The following is a 14,108-nucleotide window of genomic DNA, read 5'->3' on the forward strand; positions in this document are numbered from 1 at the left end:
CCGTGACCATCCATACAAACGACTTCGGCCCTGCGCCCCACACCCGCATAGGCTTCCTGCTGTTTCCAGGCTTTCCCATGGCCTGCCTGACCTCGGCAATGGAGCCGCTGCGTGCCGCCAATGAAATCGCCGGGCACCAGGTTTTTTCCTGGTCCCTGGTGACGGAAACCGGCGCGGATGCAGCGGCTTCTGCCGGGGTCCTTTTTCCAGCAGATTCCAGCCTTGCAGAAGCCGAGGGGCTAGATTGCCTGTTCATCCTGTCAGGCCCCGAAGCGGAATTCGAAGACCCGGTCTCAGGCCCTGGGCGGCTCCGCTACCTGGCCCGTCACGGGGTTGCCATGGGCGCGGTTTCCGGCGGCATCTTCCCGCTGGCCCGCAGCGGCCTTCTGACCGGGCGGCGCTGCGCCGTGCACTGGTGCTACCGCAGCGCCTTTCAGGCGGCCTTTCCCGATTGCACCGGCCTGGACCGGCTGATCGTGCGCGACAGCAATGTCCACACGGTCTCCGGCGCCAGCGCCATGTTCGACCTGTCGCTGGACCTGATCGGCAGCGCCCTCGGTGCAGATGCCATGAATGAGGTCGCTTGCCTGTTCCAGCATCCCGTCATCCGCAACGGCAGCACGCGGCAAAAGATCCCGGTTCTGCAAAGCGACCGGACAGTTGACCAAATGCCGCCCGCCGTGAAGCAGGTGATGTCAATATTCTCAGAAAACTTCGAGACACCTGTCAGCATAAGGGATGCAGCGCGATTAGCCGGGATTTCCCCGCGCCAGCTTGAGCGCAGCTTCCGCGCCGCCACCGGCCTCAGCCCCGGAGAGTACTACCGGCGCCAGCGCCTGAAAGCCGCCCGGCAGATGGTGCTCTATTCGTGGGATTCTGTCTCCGAAATCGCCCACGCGGTCGGATATGCCAGCTCCTCAACCTTAACCCTGCACTACCGCAAATTCTACGGCGCCACACCTGTTCAGGACCGCAAGCAGTGCTTTGCCTCCTAAAGCCTGAACTGTTTGAAGGGGGCTTCTTCCGCTAAGTGGAGCTCCCCTTTTCCGGGCCGGCTTCATGCGACCGCTCGGGCTTCTTTCAATTGGCCCGCAAATACCCTTGGCATCCTGTTTCCGGGCGAAGAATGCCGTCTGATTTCGTCGCAGCGGGCTTTCCAATCGTTGATCCGTATGCGGTCGTCATCCATGGGCAGCAACCGTGATACACGAAGGCATTTCTGACGCAGCCCGCTGTTGACGGCTTTTTTATCAGCATTAGGTCTGGCATTTACAGGTTCCGCCTACAAGCACGGCCCGGAAGGTGAACGCGCACTGGTGGAGGGTCTGCGCCCCCGTCTGCGGGGGATTCCGGCTGTCACCACTTGCCTCGCTGCCGAAACTGCTCTGCGCAGCCTTGGCGTTGAACGGCTGCCGATCGTCAACCCGGCCTGGTTTGACGAAGATCTTTATGCGCTCGGCGCCCGCTACTTCGAGGCTGCGGGCTTAGATGTGGTTCACCACGCGCCTTGCGGGATGAAAAGCGGTCAGAAGTACGTGTCCCCGCCTGCGCTCTACGATTGGATCAAGACAACAGTCGCACCTTCCGGCGCGGACGCGGTTTTTGTGGGCAGCAACGGTCAGCGGGCCATTGGCGTCATTGATGCCGTCGAAAGCCAGTTGGGTATGAAAATGATAACCGCAAACCAGGTTTTGTTCTGGGGCGCCCTGCAAGCAGCCCATGTTCAGCCCTCCATAGAAGGATATGGGACGCTTTTTCCAACAATGTAACATCCATGTGACTTCAAAGTCTGGCAAGTGGCGCGCAGAAGCCATATCGTTGTTTGCAAAAGCAAACGTGTACTGCGCACCACTTGCAGGACCAAGGAGCCACGCAATGAAGCTAGATGTTTGGGATCAGATTTCTGCCTTGTTCTACGGAATCGAAAACCAGCTGACGGAAGAGCTGCGCAGATCCAGCGACCTGGGCCTCAGCGAGTTCCGGACCCTCAAACATCTTTCAGAACAGCCCGACCTGGAACTGCGCATGCAGGAACTGGCGGAAACCCTGATGCTGACCCAGAGCTCGACCACGCGTGTGGTCGAGCGTTTGGAGAAAAGGGGGTTTGTGTTCCGGGACAGCTGCCCCAGCGACAAGCGGGGCAAGTACTGCGTCTTGAACGAGCAAGGCAAGAAATACATCGAGGAGGCCGCCCCGGTTTTCCAAGACTGCCTGGCGCGCGTTCTGAAGAAAACCTTTGAACAAAAGAAAGCGCGCGACTCTGCCCGCGCGCTTTGCGCCCTGACAGAGGTTTGAAGAAACCTGGGCGGAGGGCTGCCTCCGCCGGCGCACAACCTGAGAAGCCACTCAACCAAAATAGGTGCATGCACAAATAAGTTAATTGACAGACGCGATACCCCCTCACTATGTTGCATGTGCAAGTAAATAATTAAACCTTCCGTTCGCGGAGGGCCCATCAAAATTTCCCGTGCCTCGCAAGAACGAGTTCAACCTGAAAGGAACAGTAATGCACTGGATTTACCTGATGATCGCAGTTGCTTTCGAAATTTCCGTGGCCATCGCGGCCGGGAAATCGGAGGGCTTCAAGAACGTCAAATGGACCACGATCACGCTTCTCAGCGGTGTGATTGCGACCATCTTCCTCAGCCTCGCCCTGCTGACCTTTGACGTCGGCGTCGGCTACTCGATGTGGACCGCGCTCGCCGGGGTCGGGATCGTGGCGCTTGGCGCGATGTTTTTTAACCAGCGCCTGAGCTTTTCCAAAGGCATCGGCATCCTGATCGTCATCGGCGGCGTCGTCGGCTTGCGGATGAGCGGAGCGGCCTGACCCAATCCGCTTCCCAATTCCCTGATTCAGACAGAAAGGAATACACAATGACTGACACACAAACTTCTGCGATTTCTCCATCAGAGGCCGGCAGCAAGGGCGCTTGGGGTGCTCTGCTTCTGGCTGGTGCCTTCGAAGTCGGCTACGCCCTGAGCGTCGGCGGCAGCCAGGCCTTCACCGTCCTGACCTGGTCTGCCTCGGCCATCGTGTTTTTCTTGCTGACCCTCTATTTCCTCAGCGTCGCGCTCAAGTCTATCGACGTAGGCATTGGATACGCCGTCTGGGCCGGCATCGGGTCGATCGGAGCGGCCGTTCTGGGTGCCGTGCTGCTGGACCAGCCGTTGACCCTCGCGCAATCCATCTGGCTGGCAGTCATTATCGCCGGAGTGATTTGGCTGAAACTGGCGGACAGTCCGAAGCTCAATTAGAGCTGTGCCCCCGCCCGTGGTGTGGCGACACTGTGCATTGGCTTCTGCAGCCCTGCAGCAGCCGCAGGTCTATGCACCCACCACCCGCCGCAGCCTGGTATTCCGTCAAGGTTGGTCAGAGACCCGATGCGGCCCTTTCAGGATGCAGGTGCCAGAGGCCGGCTGAAAAACTCCGCAGCAAACCCCGGGGCGGGGCCTCAACCGCTTTCACTACGGGTGGGGGGCACTCGCCCCCCCCCCACCTTAGCGTTAAGGGATCTTCGGCGGCACCCGGCCCTCCTGCAGCCGCTGGAGCAGCCGGGAAAGCCCATGACGGAGAGGGTGCTTGCCGGGGAGTTCGGCGCCCTGGGTCCGCAGGCGTATCGTTACTCATCCAGCTTTAAGCCTGTACTGGCCGCGCTCGCTGCGGCTTCCGGGTATAATCTGGTTCTCTACCAGTAGGAGGTTCTGGCAGTTGGATAATGCTTCCGAAGATCTGCCGGGACTCGTCGATTTAAGCCATAGATGCCCTTTTTCACGCAGAAATGCTGGGAGGACTTGTACTTCAAAATGTACTACGCCTCGCCTTGCTCGTTGCCAAAGCTGATGCGGCACAATGGCTTAGGCTTGGGAAGTGGTGCCCGGGGGCGGAATCGAACCACCGACACGAGGATTTTCAATCCACTGCTCTACCCCTGAGCTACCCGGGCACGGGAAGGCTGTTCGCCTTGGGTGGGGGCCTTCTATGCTCTGGGCGCGGCGGTGTCCAGAGGGTTTTTTCAAGAAAATCACTAATGGCGGGTCTGAGGCTGTTTTTCTTTCTCAGCCAGCGAAAGCTCTGCTTCTTCCAAAGCGTTTTCAATGTCTTCCGGGTCCTGGCTGGGCACTGCATAAGAGCCGTTCAACCACTTGCCGAGGTCAATATCCGCGCAGCGCTTAGAACAAAAAGGCCGGTAACTCTTTTGCGGGTCCCCGCCGCAGATCGGACAACTCATTTCAAAACCTCCCGCAGCGCAATGCGGCCGCGCTTGCGCTGCAGCTCGTAATGGCCGAGGTTGGTCCAGCCCGCCAGAACCGTCTCCTCGGAATCGGCACGGAAGGCGGCCCTCAGCGCGCTCTCGAACCCGCGCCGGTCCTTTTTCGGCATCGGTGCAAGGTCCAGCACAATCTGCCCGCCCAGCCCGCGAACACGCAAGGCGCGCGGCAGGGCTTTGGCCGCGGACATATTGGCTTTGATACCTGCCGCCAGCGAGGTGTCGGAACCGGTGTTCACATCCACAGCAACCAGGGCGCGGGTCGGTTCGATGAACAGAAACCCGCCGCCAGGCAGCGGTTCGCGGATACCTTGGGCTGTGTCCAGCGCATCCAGCACCCCCAGGCGCTCGAACCCGCCGGGATCGCGTTCCACATCCGCAGGCTCCACCCAGTCGCGCCAGGCCAGCAAATGCGGGCCGTCGCCTTCGGCCAGGACCTCGGCTTCGCCGCCTTCGTCCTGCATCACCTGCGCCGCCAAGGCCGCCATCGCCGCCACATCCTCGGCGATCTCCTCACTGTCCGCACCGGCGCAGGCAGAGCGCAGAATCAGACCGTAACCTGACTCTCCCATCTCTTCATGCGCAATCTCCAGCAGCCGGTCGCGCTCGTCCTCGTCACGGATGCTGCGGGAAATGTTCAGCCCCGGCGCCTCTGGTGTCACAATGGCGTAGCGGCTTTTGAACAAGAGCTTCTGGGTCACCGGGATAGCCTTGCCCGGCTCGGCATAACCGGAGACCTGAACCAGGATCATCTGCCCTGGCGCCAGCCCCTTAACCTGGCGCAAAAAGGCCGGGCCGTCAGGCGTGGTCAGGAACATGCCGCCCTGCCCCTTTACCGGCCGGTCGGCGCGGGCGCGGTAGATGGTGCCGGGCGCCGGCGCATCGCTTTCGATCAGGAAATCTTCCAATTTACCGTCGGCCATCAGCGCGGCGGCTTCACGACCCTGGATGTGGTCGAGGATGATGGTGCGGCCCTTCATGCGGCGGCCTCCTGATACAGCGGCAGCCCGGCGGCGCGCAAAAGATTGGCAGTTTCGGACAGCGGCAGCCCGACAATTCCGGTGAAGGAGCCGCTGATCCATGGAATGAACGCCCCAGCGGGCCCCTGGATGGCATAGGCGCCGGCCTTGCCCTCCCAATCGCCCGTGGCGAGGTAGGCATTCAGTTCCTCGTCCGACAGGTTTTTCATTTTCACCTGGCTCACCACATCCTTCTCCCATATGCGGTCGCCGCGGCGCACGGCAACTGCCGTAATCACCCGGTGGCGGCGGCCGGACAGGGCCAGCAGGAACTCCGCCGCCTCGCCCGCGTCGCGCGGCTTGCCGAGGATGCGGCGGCCCAGAGCAACTGTGGTGTCGGCACACAGAACAATATCGTCTGTCCCCGCGGGGACAGCCTGGGTTTTTTCCCGCGTCACCCGGGTGCAATAATCCCGCGGCAGCTCGCCTTTGCGCGGCGTCTCGTCGGTTTCCGGCGGCCGCACTGCGTCGGGATGCACCCCAAGCTGCGCCAAAAGCTGCAGCCGCCGCGGACTGCCCGATCCCAGAATGAATGCCATGCCTTGGCCCTCTCTTTCCGTTCAAGCCGTCTTAATGGCTTTTCCCAGCCTGTGGAAGCCGCCCCCGCCTCTTCATCTTTCGGAAAATACTCCCGCCGGAGGCAGCGGCTGCAAAGCCGCAGAAAAACAAAAGCCCGGCGCGATGCCGGGCTTTGTTTGTCTTGGCAGATCAACAGCTTACTTAAAGCGATAGTTGATCCGGCCCTTGGTGAGGTCGTAAGGTGTCATTTCCACCTGGACCCGGTCGCCAGCCAGAACACGGATGCGGTTCTTGCGCATCTTGCCTGCCGTATGAGCGATGATTTCATGGCCGTTTTCCAGCTCGACCCGAAACGTCGCGTTAGGCAGGAGTTCCTTCACGACACCGGGAAATTCGAGCGTATCTTCCTTGGCCATGTTGTCTCCATCATTGGGTTTACCCGCAAACTGCGGGACGTGCGCTTAAATGGGGGCATTTTCCCAATATTTCAAGGCCTCAATCAGGATAACACGGCTTTTGTGACCGATTTCACCCGCGGCATTTGCTCCTCCCAATGAAGGCGGTTCAGCACCCCGCCATCGGCACGCACATGGGCAATTGTGTCCAGATCAGCCTCGCCATAGGTCCAGCCTGGCTGGTTCAGCACACCTTCGGCTAGCACACCGGTTCCGGGGAAGCCCTTGTCCGGCGGGCCGAAAATGCCGCCCATGCCGGTGTTCGTGTCCACCGCTTCGGACCATGCATTGTTGCCCACAATGGAGGCCATGGCCGTGACGCACTGGTTTTCCAGTGCCCGCGACATCGCGCCGATGCGCACCCGCCAGTAGCCGGCCAGCGCCTCGGTGCAAGAGGGGACAAGAATCACATCCGCCTCCGCCAGGGCGCGGCCCAGCAGCGGGAACTCGCTGTCATAGCAGATCAGCACACCGATTCTGCCCAAGCTGGTCTCGAAGATCTTGAGCGGCCCGCCCCCGGTGATGCCCCAGGGGTCGCGCTCGAACCGGGTCATGATCTGCTTATCCTGGTGATCGCGGCCGCCGCCGGGCGTGTAGAACTCCGCCCGGTTCACCGGCTGCTCCAGACCGCTGTTCACTGGTGCGGATGCTCCCAGAATATGCACCCCGTATTCGGCGGCCAGCTTCAGGTGCAATGCCGCCGCATCCTCCATTTTTTCGGAAACCGAATGGATCGACTGCGCCAGATCCCCGGCCACTGCCGCCCCGTCCAGGGTGGTCAGCTCCATCGCGCCGTATTCCGGGAACACCAGCAGCTCTGCCCCGTTGCCGGCAGCTTCCGCCACCCAGGCGGCCAGCTTGTCTTCATACTGCGCCCAGCTGTCGAGCCAGTCGAGCGGATAGGCGGCGGTGGCGATTTTCATCCTGTATTCCCCTTGTTCAAATGCGGCTCACAGATACCTCCGGTTGCCCTCCGCGGCCGCCGGAAACGAGGGGGGGGCATCCGTGCACCCCCTGTGCACCCCTCGTGCAGCGGCTTGGCAGAAAGCGCTTCGGCCAAACCGTTCCGGCATTTCTACAAGTCCCGGATCCAGAACTGCAGCGGCTTCTTTGTCTCTTCCGCCTGATCCACGTCTTTCCAGGAGAAATGCGCGATGGCACCTTCCAGCGGCTGGTAACCGCGTTTGCGCCAGAATGGATCCAGCGGCGCGTAACCGGCCGGGCGCAGCGGATGGTCAGCCGGACGCTGCACGCCGCAGAACGCGCATTTGCTGAAGCTGTGCTTGCGGGCATGCGTTTCGCGCGCATCAAAGAAGCCGTGACCCACGCCGTGGCCGCGGTATTCCGGCAGCAGCACGGATTCGGCACAGTAGAAGACGTCTTTCAGATCAATGCCGGTGCCGTCAAAGGCCACCGCAAAATCATCCGCGTGATCGGCCAGCGGCGCACCGGTCGAGGCCCCCACCAGCACATCGCCGTCAAAAGCGCCAACCACCACAGCCCGTTCGCTCTCGCGGTAGCTTTGCAGGTACTCCCGCTCATACCCCAGATCACCGTCATAGAGATACGGCCAGGCGCGGAACACCTTGATCCGCAGGCGCGCCACATCGTCCAGCGCGGCCTCCAGCGCCGCGCCGGTCATCGCTTCGACCCGGATGGTCATCCGGCAGACACCTGAGCGATCCAGTCCGCCAGGTTGTAATAGGTGGTGACGCGGGAAATCTTGCCGTCCTTCAGCTCAAAGAACGACCCGCCCGGCAGGCGGTAGGTCTGCCCCTTGGCTTCGGGCAGCCCTTCGTCGGTCACCAAGTAGGTGCCATTGACGATGAACTCCGCCGCGGCGCGGGAGCCGTCCTCGCTGGAAAAGATCACCATATCGGTCAGATCTTCCTTGTAGCAGCGGCTCATGTGGGCGCAGAATTCCGCGAATTTCTCCTTGCCCACGCGGATTTTTCCCTCGTTCACGTGGTGGGCAATCTGGTCGTCCAGGCAGTCCAGCATGGTGTCCGTGTCGCCGGCGTTGAAGGCTGCAAAGTAGCGCGCGATGGTGTCGGTCATGTTCTCTCCGTCGGTTCGCCCCAGCGGTTTTTCAGGTGCTGGATGATTTGGTCCCGTGTTTGCCGGTACACGTCTAGCTTGGCAGCCCGCGTCTCGCCGAGCCCGGTTGGGTCCATAATCGGCCAATATTCGACATCAAGGTGAAAAAAACGGGTGAGTTCGAGCGCCCGGCGCTGGCTGGCTGGCGACAGCGCCACAACCAGATCGAACGACGACAGATCATCCCCCCAACGCTCCATCTCGTCAAAGGAACGCGAGCGGTGGCGCGACAGCTCGACGTCGATTTCCTGGCAGACCGCGATGGAGAAGCCGTCGATTTCCATGTCGTTCTTGACACCGGCGGACTGCACGTAGGTGCCGGTGCCATAGAATTTCTTCATGATGCCCTCCGCCATCGGAGAGCGGACCGAATTGTGGTCGCAACAGAACAGAACGGACTGCGGCAGCTCCTCCACCCGTCAGCCTCCGAAATGCAGAACGCAGATCAGGGTGAACAGGCGGCGGGCAGTGTCGGTGTCGACCTCGGCCTTGCCTTCCAGCCGCTCCTGCAGCACCCGGCTGCCCTCGTTGTGGATGCCGCGCCGGGCCATGTCGATGGTCTCAATCTGGCTCGGCGGCATGGTCTTTACCGCGGTGAAATAGCTCTCGCAGATCTGGTAATAATCCTTCACCACCTGCCGGAACGGCGACAGCGACAGGTGAAACTCCGCGGCCTTCTCGCCAGCCTCGGTGTTGATGTCGAACACCAGCCGCTTGTCGCGGATCGCCAGCCCCAGGTGGTAGGGGCCGTCCGGCAGATCGCGGTCCTCGCGGGACGGCAGGGTAAAGCTGTTATCTTCGATCAGGTCATAGATCGCCACCTTGCGCTCCTGCTCGATCTCAGGTGTCGGAGGCGGCAGGTTGCGGTCGTCCAGTTCAATGTGGCTGATGCGGCTCATGGGTCTTTGTCTCTATATGCGCTAAGGCGTCCGGCCATGAGTATCGCACCGGCGCGGCTGGGGCAATGCAGCAGCAGGCGTCACGGCACAGGCGGTTTGCGGCAGCGCTTGACAGACAACGCCCTCCTGCCCAGCCTGTCCCGGGCAGGAGGCAGGATGATGACAGGGCTGGAACAGTTTTCCCTCGCAGGACAGCGCGCGCTGGTGACCGGATCCACGGACGGGCTGGGGTTCGCCGCCGCCCGGCTGCTGGCTGAGGCCGGGGCCGAAGTCTGGATCAACGGCCGCAGCGAAACGCGGGTGGCGGAGGCTGTGGCCCGGATGCCGGGAACCGTCCGTTCTATGGTTCTGGATGTGGCAAATGAAGAGGCTTGCGTTGCGGCGATGGAGGAGATCGCGGCAGCAGGCGGGCTGGACATTCTGGTCAACAACGTTGGCCAGCGCGACCGCCGCAGTCTGCCGGAATTTTCCCGTGCCGATCTGCAGGCGCTGTGGGAGGTCGATCTGGTCTCCCCCTTCCGCCTGAGCCAGCTGGCGGCGGCGCAAATGGCGGCCAAGGGCAATGGCCGCATTATCAATATCTCCTCGATCGCGGGCCTAATCGCGCAGGCGGGCGACGCCGCCTATACCACTGCCAAGGCCGGCATCAACGGCATGACCAGGGCGCTGGCGGCAGAGCTTGGCCCCAAGGGCATTACTGTGAATGCAATCGCCCCGGGGTTCTTCAAAACCGCCCCCAACATGGCCGCCGCCGCCGATCCGGCGATTGCGGAGAAGCTCAAAGCTGCCACCTCCCTCGGCCGCTGGGGCGAGCCTGAGGAGCTGGCACCGGCCATCCTGTTCCTCGCCTCCCCAGCCGCGTCCTACATCACCGGGCAGGTGCTGGCGGTGGATGGCGGCTATACCGCGCACTATTGAGTGCTGCGTCATTTTTCCGGGAAAAATGACTTGCGGCCTCCGGCGGGGATATTTGGGGCCAGATGAAGCAACGGATCATTAACCAAACCTGGCAACCCTCGTCCCGCGGTACAGGCGGGGACGCCGATGACCGCGCCAGGTGAAGCGCCCCGGCAGGCCCGGGGCGCGGATCCCCTTTCATCTGGCTGAAAATATCCCGGGGTGAATGCGCGCCACGCGCGCAGAGGGGCAGAGCCCCTCCGCCGCTTACTTGTTCAGCGCATCCAGCCGCGCCGTGACGGACAGCCCGTGAGCTTCCAGGCTTTCGCTTTCCGCCAGCACCTCCGCCGCCGGGCCAATGGCGCGCAGCGCGTCGGGGGTCATCTGGCTGAGCGTCGTGCGCTTGAGGAAATCCATCACCGACAGGCCGGAGGAGAACCGGGCCGAGCGCGCGGTCGGCAGAACGTGGTTCGGGCCGCCAACATAGTCGCCAATGGCTTCCGGCGTGTACTGGCCCAGGAAGATGGCGCCCGCATGCACGGTCTTTTCGCTCAGGCCGACCGGATCGGCGACGCAGAGCTCCAGATGCTCCGGCGCGATACGGTTGGACAGCGCCGCCGCCTCATCCAGGTCGCGCACGGTGATCACGGCGCCGAAGTCCCGCCAGGAGGCGCCGGCAATGGCGCGGCGCTCCAGCGTTTCCAGCCGCTTGTCCACCGCCGCGGCCACCGCGCGGCCAAAGCCCTCGTCGTCAGTGATCAGGATCGACTGGGCGCTTTCGTCGTGTTCTGCCTGGCTCATCAGGTCCAGCGCGATCCAGTCCGGGTTGTTGTCCTTGTCCGCGATCACCAGAATTTCCGAGGGGCCTGCGATCATGTCGATGCCGACCTTGCCGAACACCCGCCGTTTGGCTGCGGCGACAAAGGCGTTTCCGGGGCCGGTGATCTTGTCCACCGGCGCGATGGTTTCGGTTCCATAGGCCAGCGCCGCCACCGCCTGCGCGCCTCCAACGCGGTAGATTTCATCCACGCCGGCGATCCTGGCGGCCAGCAGCACCAGCGGGTTGATCTGGCCGTCCGGCGTTGGCACGGTGACCGCCAGCCGCCCTACCCCTGCGACCTTGGCGGGTATGGCGTTCATCAGCACCGAGGACGGGTAGGAGGCCAGCCCGCCCGGCACATAAAGCCCTGCCGCCGAGACCGCCGACCAGCGCCACCCCAGCTTTGCGCCGGTCTCATCCGTCCACTGCGCATCCTCCGGCATCTGGCGGGCGTGGTAAGCGCGGATGCGGTCTGCTGCCAGCTCCAGTGCGGCGCGTTCTTCGGCGGAAACATCGGCAATGGCCGCGTCCACCTCCGCATCGTTGATGCGCAGCTGCGCAGGCGTCAGCTCCAGCCGGTCGAATTTGGCAGTCAGCTCCACCAGCGCCGCGTCGCCGCGGGCGCGGACGTCAGCAATGATCCCGGCCACGATGGCGTCCACGTCCGGGCTGTCCTCTCGTTTGGCACCCAAGAGCGCCGTGAAGGATTGCTCGAAATCGGAATCGGCGGTGTTCAGAAACTGCGGCATCGGGATCTCCTTTGGCCTCCGCATAACCGCATGGGGAGACGGCCTCAAGATTTATGCGGCAAGCGGAGCAATTGGACGCAACAGCAGCGGTGTGATTTCAGCCGGCCTGTGCCGCCCCAGTCAGACCAGCGGCTTGCGCATCGGGATGCAAGGAAAACCGCAGCAGGCCGTTGGAGCCTCTTCCTGCCGCCAGCCATGTTTCCGGTAGAAGCCCAGCGCGGTGCGGGTTGCGTTCAAACGCCCCTCGCCATGGCCAGCGCTGCGCAGCTCCGTCTCTAGATGCGTCAGCATTGCGGTGCCTGTGCCCTGCCCTGCAGCGCTGGGGGAAGTATAGAGCAATGTCACCGTGCCATCCGGATCCAGCCCGCCCACAGCCTCGGCCCGGCCGCTGCGCTCGGCCAGCCAGTAGCGCCCGGCGTCTCCGAACCAGGCCCGGATTTGCCCGGGCGACTTACCGGCGGTCCAGGCGGCAATCCGCTGCGGATCGCCGCCGTGATCGGCGTGGCACAGATCGCGGATCGAATCCGTGAGAACCCGGCTCATGGCAAATACGTCAAAAACAGACGCGGGACGGATCTCCAGGCGGCCGGATGAGCGGGCAAAAACCTGAGAGATACCGCGCTTGTTCTGCAAGATCAGGCGCCGTGGTCCGGCGCTTTGCCCGACGGAGCGCGGTACGGGCGGGTCACATCGCGCAAGGACACCTCCAGCGCTTCGACCGACAGGCGGATGGCACCATCGCCCGCCAGGGTCAGCAGCACATGGCCGGTGCCGTCCTCACCGGGTTCGAAATCGACGGCTAGCAAGGACAGCACCAGATCCTTATCCCTGCGGTCCACCCCTTGCGAGGCCACACGCAGCACATTGTCCACCACCAGAAGCGACTGCACCCGCTCGTAATCACGGCCGCGGCGCTCGGCAGCGTCGCGGTCTTCCCAGCGGAAACGGTTCAGCAGCAGGGCAAAGCGGCGCTCGGATGCGCGCCAGCTCATTTCGGTTGCCGGGAACACAGCATCCTGGACCAGGGAGGAGATGACCTTGAGGTCCTCCTCCTCCAGTGCGCCCAGGTTCAGCGGAACCTCGCGGCCATCTTCGAAACTAGCATCCGCCATCACTGCTCCTTGATCCGTTCGATTCTGGCGCCGACACCGGACAGCTTGCGCACCACATGCTCGTAGCCGCGGTCCAGGTGGTAGACCCGGCTCACTTTGGTTTCACCTTCCGCCGCCATACCGGCCAGAATCAGCGAGACCGAGGCACGCAGGTCGGTGGCCATGACGGGGGCGCCTTTCAGCTTTTCGACGCCTGTCACCGTCGCATGGCCGCCGTGCACCTCGATCTGCGCGCCCATCCGCACCAGCTCCGGCGCGTGCATGAAGCGGTTTTCAAAGATCTTCTCTTCCAGCACCGAGGTGCCTTCGGCGGTGCACATCAGCGCCATCATCTGCGCCTGCAGGTCGGTCGGGAAGCCCGGGAAGGGTTCGGTCACCACATCCACTGCCCGCACACGGCCGTTCTTGCGGCTGACGGTCAGGCTGTTTTCGTTTTCGGTAATCACAATGCCCGCCGCTTCCAGCTTGTCGCAGAAGCTTTCCAGCAGGCTGCGGCGCCCGCCCAGCAGTTCCACTTCGCCGCCGCAGATGGCCGGGGCCAGCATATAGGTGCCAAGCTCGATCCGGTCGGTGACCACCTGGTGAGTCGCGCCATGCAAACGGTCAACGCCCTGGATAGTAATGTCCGGGCTGCCGTCGCCCTCAATCTGGGCGCCCATCTTGCGCAGGCAGTCCGCCAGGTCGACAATCTCAGGCTCGCGCGCGGCGTTCTTGATGACGGTGGTGCCTTTGGCGAGCGTTGCCGCCATCATGATGTTCTCGGTCGCCCCGACCGAAGCAAAGCTCAGCTCCACCACGGCACCTTTCAGGCCCTTGGGGGCCTTGGCATGGAGATAGCCGTCTTTCAGCTCAATCTCGGCGCCCAGCGCCTCAAGACCATGGATGTGCAGATCCATCGGCCGCGCGCCGATGGCGCAGCCGCCCGGCAGCGACACCACCGCCTGGCCCAGGCGGGCCAGCATCGGACCCAGCACCAGGTTGGAGGCGCGCATCTTGCGCACGATGTCATAGTCGGCGACGTGGCTGGTGAGGTCATGGCTGGACATCGCCAGCACCTGGCCATCCTGCAGGCTGGAGACCTCGGCACCCAGCGACTGCAGCAGCAGCGTCATCGTCTTGATGTCGCTGAGCCGCGGCGCATTGGTGAGCGTCAGCGGCTCTTCGCTGAGCAGCGTCGCCGGCATCAGCGTCAGGCAGGCGTTCTTGGCGCCGGCGATCGGGATCTGCCCGTGCAGCGGGCCATTGCCCGTAACCAGAATCGAATCCATCTGCT

At 62.9% G+C, this 14,108-nt stretch carries 19 protein-coding genes and 1 tRNA gene; 6 read left to right on the forward strand and 14 right to left on the reverse strand.

Going from position 1 to position 14,108, the window contains the following annotated elements; all coding sequences use genetic code 11:
• Positions 1-2 precede the first annotated feature (2 nt).
• The 5 genes from AC5STI_RS12130 (at position 3) to AC5STI_RS12150 (ending at position 3,255) form a co-directional block, all read left to right on the forward strand.
• Positions 3-995: a GlxA family transcriptional regulator gene (locus tag AC5STI_RS12130; RefSeq protein WP_495446829.1), complete on the forward strand. Its 993-nt coding sequence runs from the start codon at positions 3-5 to the stop codon at positions 993-995.
• A gap of 240 nt (positions 996-1,235) precedes the next feature.
• Positions 1,236-1,769: an aspartate racemase/maleate isomerase family protein gene (locus AC5STI_RS12135; protein ID WP_495446830.1), complete on the forward strand. Its 534-nt coding sequence runs from the start codon at positions 1,236-1,238 to the stop codon at positions 1,767-1,769.
• A 106-nt stretch (positions 1,770-1,875) separates the two neighbouring features.
• Positions 1,876-2,295, forward strand: coding sequence for a MarR family winged helix-turn-helix transcriptional regulator (locus AC5STI_RS12140; protein ID WP_475047774.1), 420 nt, complete (start codon positions 1,876-1,878; stop codon positions 2,293-2,295).
• Positions 2,296-2,506: 211 nt separating this feature from the next.
• Positions 2,507-2,827, forward strand: coding sequence for a DMT family transporter (locus AC5STI_RS12145; RefSeq protein ID WP_475047777.1), 321 nt, complete (start codon positions 2,507-2,509; stop codon positions 2,825-2,827).
• A gap of 47 nt (positions 2,828-2,874) precedes the next feature.
• Positions 2,875-3,255, forward strand: a complete 381-nt coding sequence (locus AC5STI_RS12150) for a DMT family transporter (protein ID WP_495446832.1) — start codon at positions 2,875-2,877, stop codon at positions 3,253-3,255.
• Positions 3,256-3,869: 614 nt separating this feature from the next.
• On the opposite strand, the gene AC5STI_RS12155 is transcribed toward AC5STI_RS12150, so the two are convergent.
• From AC5STI_RS12155 to AC5STI_RS12200, 10 genes are all read right to left on the reverse strand, one after another.
• Positions 3,870-3,944: transfer RNA gene (locus AC5STI_RS12155), tRNA-Phe, on the reverse strand.
• 81 nt (positions 3,945-4,025) lie between these two features.
• Positions 4,026-4,229 carry a DNA gyrase inhibitor YacG gene (locus AC5STI_RS12160; protein WP_475047804.1) on the reverse strand — a complete coding sequence of 68 codons (204 nt, stop codon included), beginning with the start codon at positions 4,227-4,229 and terminating at the stop codon, positions 4,026-4,028.
• Complete coding sequence (locus AC5STI_RS12165; RefSeq protein WP_495446833.1) at positions 4,226-5,248, reverse strand: ribonuclease E/G; 1,023 nt, start codon at positions 5,246-5,248, stop codon at positions 4,226-4,228. The genes AC5STI_RS12160 and AC5STI_RS12165 overlap by 4 nt, the downstream gene beginning before the upstream one ends.
• Positions 5,245-5,826, reverse strand: coding sequence for a Maf family protein (locus AC5STI_RS12170; RefSeq protein ID WP_475047810.1), 582 nt, complete (start codon positions 5,824-5,826; stop codon positions 5,245-5,247). The genes AC5STI_RS12165 and AC5STI_RS12170 overlap by 4 nt, the downstream gene beginning before the upstream one ends.
• Before the next feature lie 177 nt (positions 5,827-6,003).
• Positions 6,004-6,222, reverse strand: coding sequence for a translation initiation factor IF-1 (gene infA, locus AC5STI_RS12175; RefSeq protein ID WP_005620785.1), 219 nt, complete (start codon positions 6,220-6,222; stop codon positions 6,004-6,006).
• Positions 6,223-6,305: 83 nt separating this feature from the next.
• Entirely contained in the window at positions 6,306-7,184 is an 879-nt protein-coding gene (locus AC5STI_RS12180; RefSeq protein ID WP_495446834.1) for a carbon-nitrogen hydrolase family protein, read from the reverse strand.
• Between the two features lie 152 nt (positions 7,185-7,336).
• On the reverse strand, positions 7,337-7,924 hold the full coding sequence (locus tag AC5STI_RS12185) for a GNAT family N-acetyltransferase (protein ID WP_495446835.1): 588 nt from the start codon (positions 7,922-7,924) through the stop codon (positions 7,337-7,339).
• A complete protein-coding gene (locus AC5STI_RS12190) occupies positions 7,921-8,319 on the reverse strand; it encodes a ketosteroid isomerase-related protein (RefSeq protein ID WP_495446836.1) in 399 nt (132 codons plus the stop codon). The genes AC5STI_RS12185 and AC5STI_RS12190 overlap by 4 nt, the downstream gene beginning before the upstream one ends.
• Positions 8,316-8,774: an arsenate-mycothiol transferase ArsC gene (locus tag AC5STI_RS12195; protein ID WP_475047821.1), complete on the reverse strand. Its 459-nt coding sequence runs from the start codon at positions 8,772-8,774 to the stop codon at positions 8,316-8,318. The genes AC5STI_RS12190 and AC5STI_RS12195 overlap by 4 nt, the downstream gene beginning before the upstream one ends.
• A gap of 3 nt (positions 8,775-8,777) precedes the next feature.
• On the reverse strand, positions 8,778-9,257 hold the full coding sequence (locus tag AC5STI_RS12200; protein ID WP_475047824.1) for a UPF0262 family protein: 480 nt from the start codon (positions 9,255-9,257) through the stop codon (positions 8,778-8,780).
• A 159-nt stretch (positions 9,258-9,416) separates the two neighbouring features.
• On the opposite strand from AC5STI_RS12200, the gene AC5STI_RS12205 reads away from it, so the two are divergent.
• Positions 9,417-10,175 carry an SDR family oxidoreductase gene (locus tag AC5STI_RS12205; protein WP_495446837.1) on the forward strand — a complete coding sequence of 253 codons (759 nt, stop codon included), beginning with the start codon at positions 9,417-9,419 and terminating at the stop codon, positions 10,173-10,175.
• 246 nt (positions 10,176-10,421) lie between these two features.
• On the opposite strand, the gene hisD is transcribed toward AC5STI_RS12205, so the two are convergent.
• From hisD to murA, 4 genes are all read right to left on the reverse strand, one after another.
• Complete coding sequence (gene hisD, locus AC5STI_RS12210) at positions 10,422-11,723, reverse strand: histidinol dehydrogenase (protein ID WP_495446838.1); 1,302 nt, start codon at positions 11,721-11,723, stop codon at positions 10,422-10,424.
• Positions 11,724-11,843: 120 nt separating this feature from the next.
• Positions 11,844-12,266, reverse strand: a complete 423-nt coding sequence (locus AC5STI_RS12215) for a GNAT family N-acetyltransferase (RefSeq protein WP_495446839.1) — start codon at positions 12,264-12,266, stop codon at positions 11,844-11,846.
• Between the two features lie 92 nt (positions 12,267-12,358).
• The gene (locus AC5STI_RS12220; protein WP_495446840.1) at positions 12,359-12,835 is read right to left on the reverse strand and encodes a DUF2948 family protein; all 477 of its coding nucleotides are present in this window, start codon (positions 12,833-12,835) and stop codon (positions 12,359-12,361) included.
• A complete protein-coding gene (gene murA / locus AC5STI_RS12225; protein WP_495446841.1) occupies positions 12,835-14,103 on the reverse strand; it encodes a UDP-N-acetylglucosamine 1-carboxyvinyltransferase in 1,269 nt (422 codons plus the stop codon). The genes AC5STI_RS12220 and murA overlap by 1 nt, the downstream gene beginning before the upstream one ends.
• Positions 14,104-14,108: the final 5 nt, after the last annotated feature.

The sequence above is a fragment of the Leisingera sp. CC-HEC096 genome, assembly GCF_059429235.1.

Excerpts from the sequence above, each read along its gene's own strand:
- hisD (WP_495446838.1), bottom strand. The coding sequence starts at position 11,723 with ATGCCGCAGTTTCTGAACACCGCCGATTCCGATTTCGAGCAATCCTTC.
- AC5STI_RS12150 (WP_495446832.1), top strand. The coding sequence starts at position 2,875 with ATGACTGACACACAAACTTCTGCGATTTCTCCATCAGAGGCCGGCAGC.
- AC5STI_RS12180 (WP_495446834.1), bottom strand. The coding sequence starts at position 7,184 with ATGAAAATCGCCACCGCCGCCTATCCGCTCGACTGGCTCGACAGCTGG.
- AC5STI_RS12190 (WP_495446836.1), bottom strand. The coding sequence starts at position 8,319 with ATGACCGACACCATCGCGCGCTACTTTGCAGCCTTCAACGCCGGCGAC.
- AC5STI_RS12170 (WP_475047810.1), bottom strand. The coding sequence starts at position 5,826 with ATGGCATTCATTCTGGGATCGGGCAGTCCGCGGCGGCTGCAGCTTTTG.
- AC5STI_RS12220 (WP_495446840.1), bottom strand. The coding sequence starts at position 12,835 with ATGGCGGATGCTAGTTTCGAAGATGGCCGCGAGGTTCCGCTGAACCTG.
- AC5STI_RS12200 (WP_475047824.1), bottom strand. The coding sequence starts at position 9,257 with ATGAGCCGCATCAGCCACATTGAACTGGACGACCGCAACCTGCCGCCT.
- AC5STI_RS12160 (WP_475047804.1), bottom strand. The coding sequence starts at position 4,229 with ATGAGTTGTCCGATCTGCGGCGGGGACCCGCAAAAGAGTTACCGGCCT.
- murA (WP_495446841.1), bottom strand. The coding sequence starts at position 14,103 with ATGGATTCGATTCTGGTTACGGGCAATGGCCCGCTGCACGGGCAGATC.
- AC5STI_RS12205 (WP_495446837.1), top strand. The coding sequence starts at position 9,417 with ATGACAGGGCTGGAACAGTTTTCCCTCGCAGGACAGCGCGCGCTGGTG.
- infA (WP_005620785.1), bottom strand. The coding sequence starts at position 6,222 with ATGGCCAAGGAAGATACGCTCGAATTTCCCGGTGTCGTGAAGGAACTC.
- AC5STI_RS12215 (WP_495446839.1), bottom strand. The coding sequence starts at position 12,266 with ATGAGCCGGGTTCTCACGGATTCGATCCGCGATCTGTGCCACGCCGAT.
- AC5STI_RS12140 (WP_475047774.1), top strand. The coding sequence starts at position 1,876 with ATGAAGCTAGATGTTTGGGATCAGATTTCTGCCTTGTTCTACGGAATC.
- AC5STI_RS12165 (WP_495446833.1), bottom strand. The coding sequence starts at position 5,248 with ATGAAGGGCCGCACCATCATCCTCGACCACATCCAGGGTCGTGAAGCC.
- AC5STI_RS12185 (WP_495446835.1), bottom strand. The coding sequence starts at position 7,924 with ATGACCATCCGGGTCGAAGCGATGACCGGCGCGGCGCTGGAGGCCGCG.
- AC5STI_RS12145 (WP_475047777.1), top strand. The coding sequence starts at position 2,507 with ATGCACTGGATTTACCTGATGATCGCAGTTGCTTTCGAAATTTCCGTG.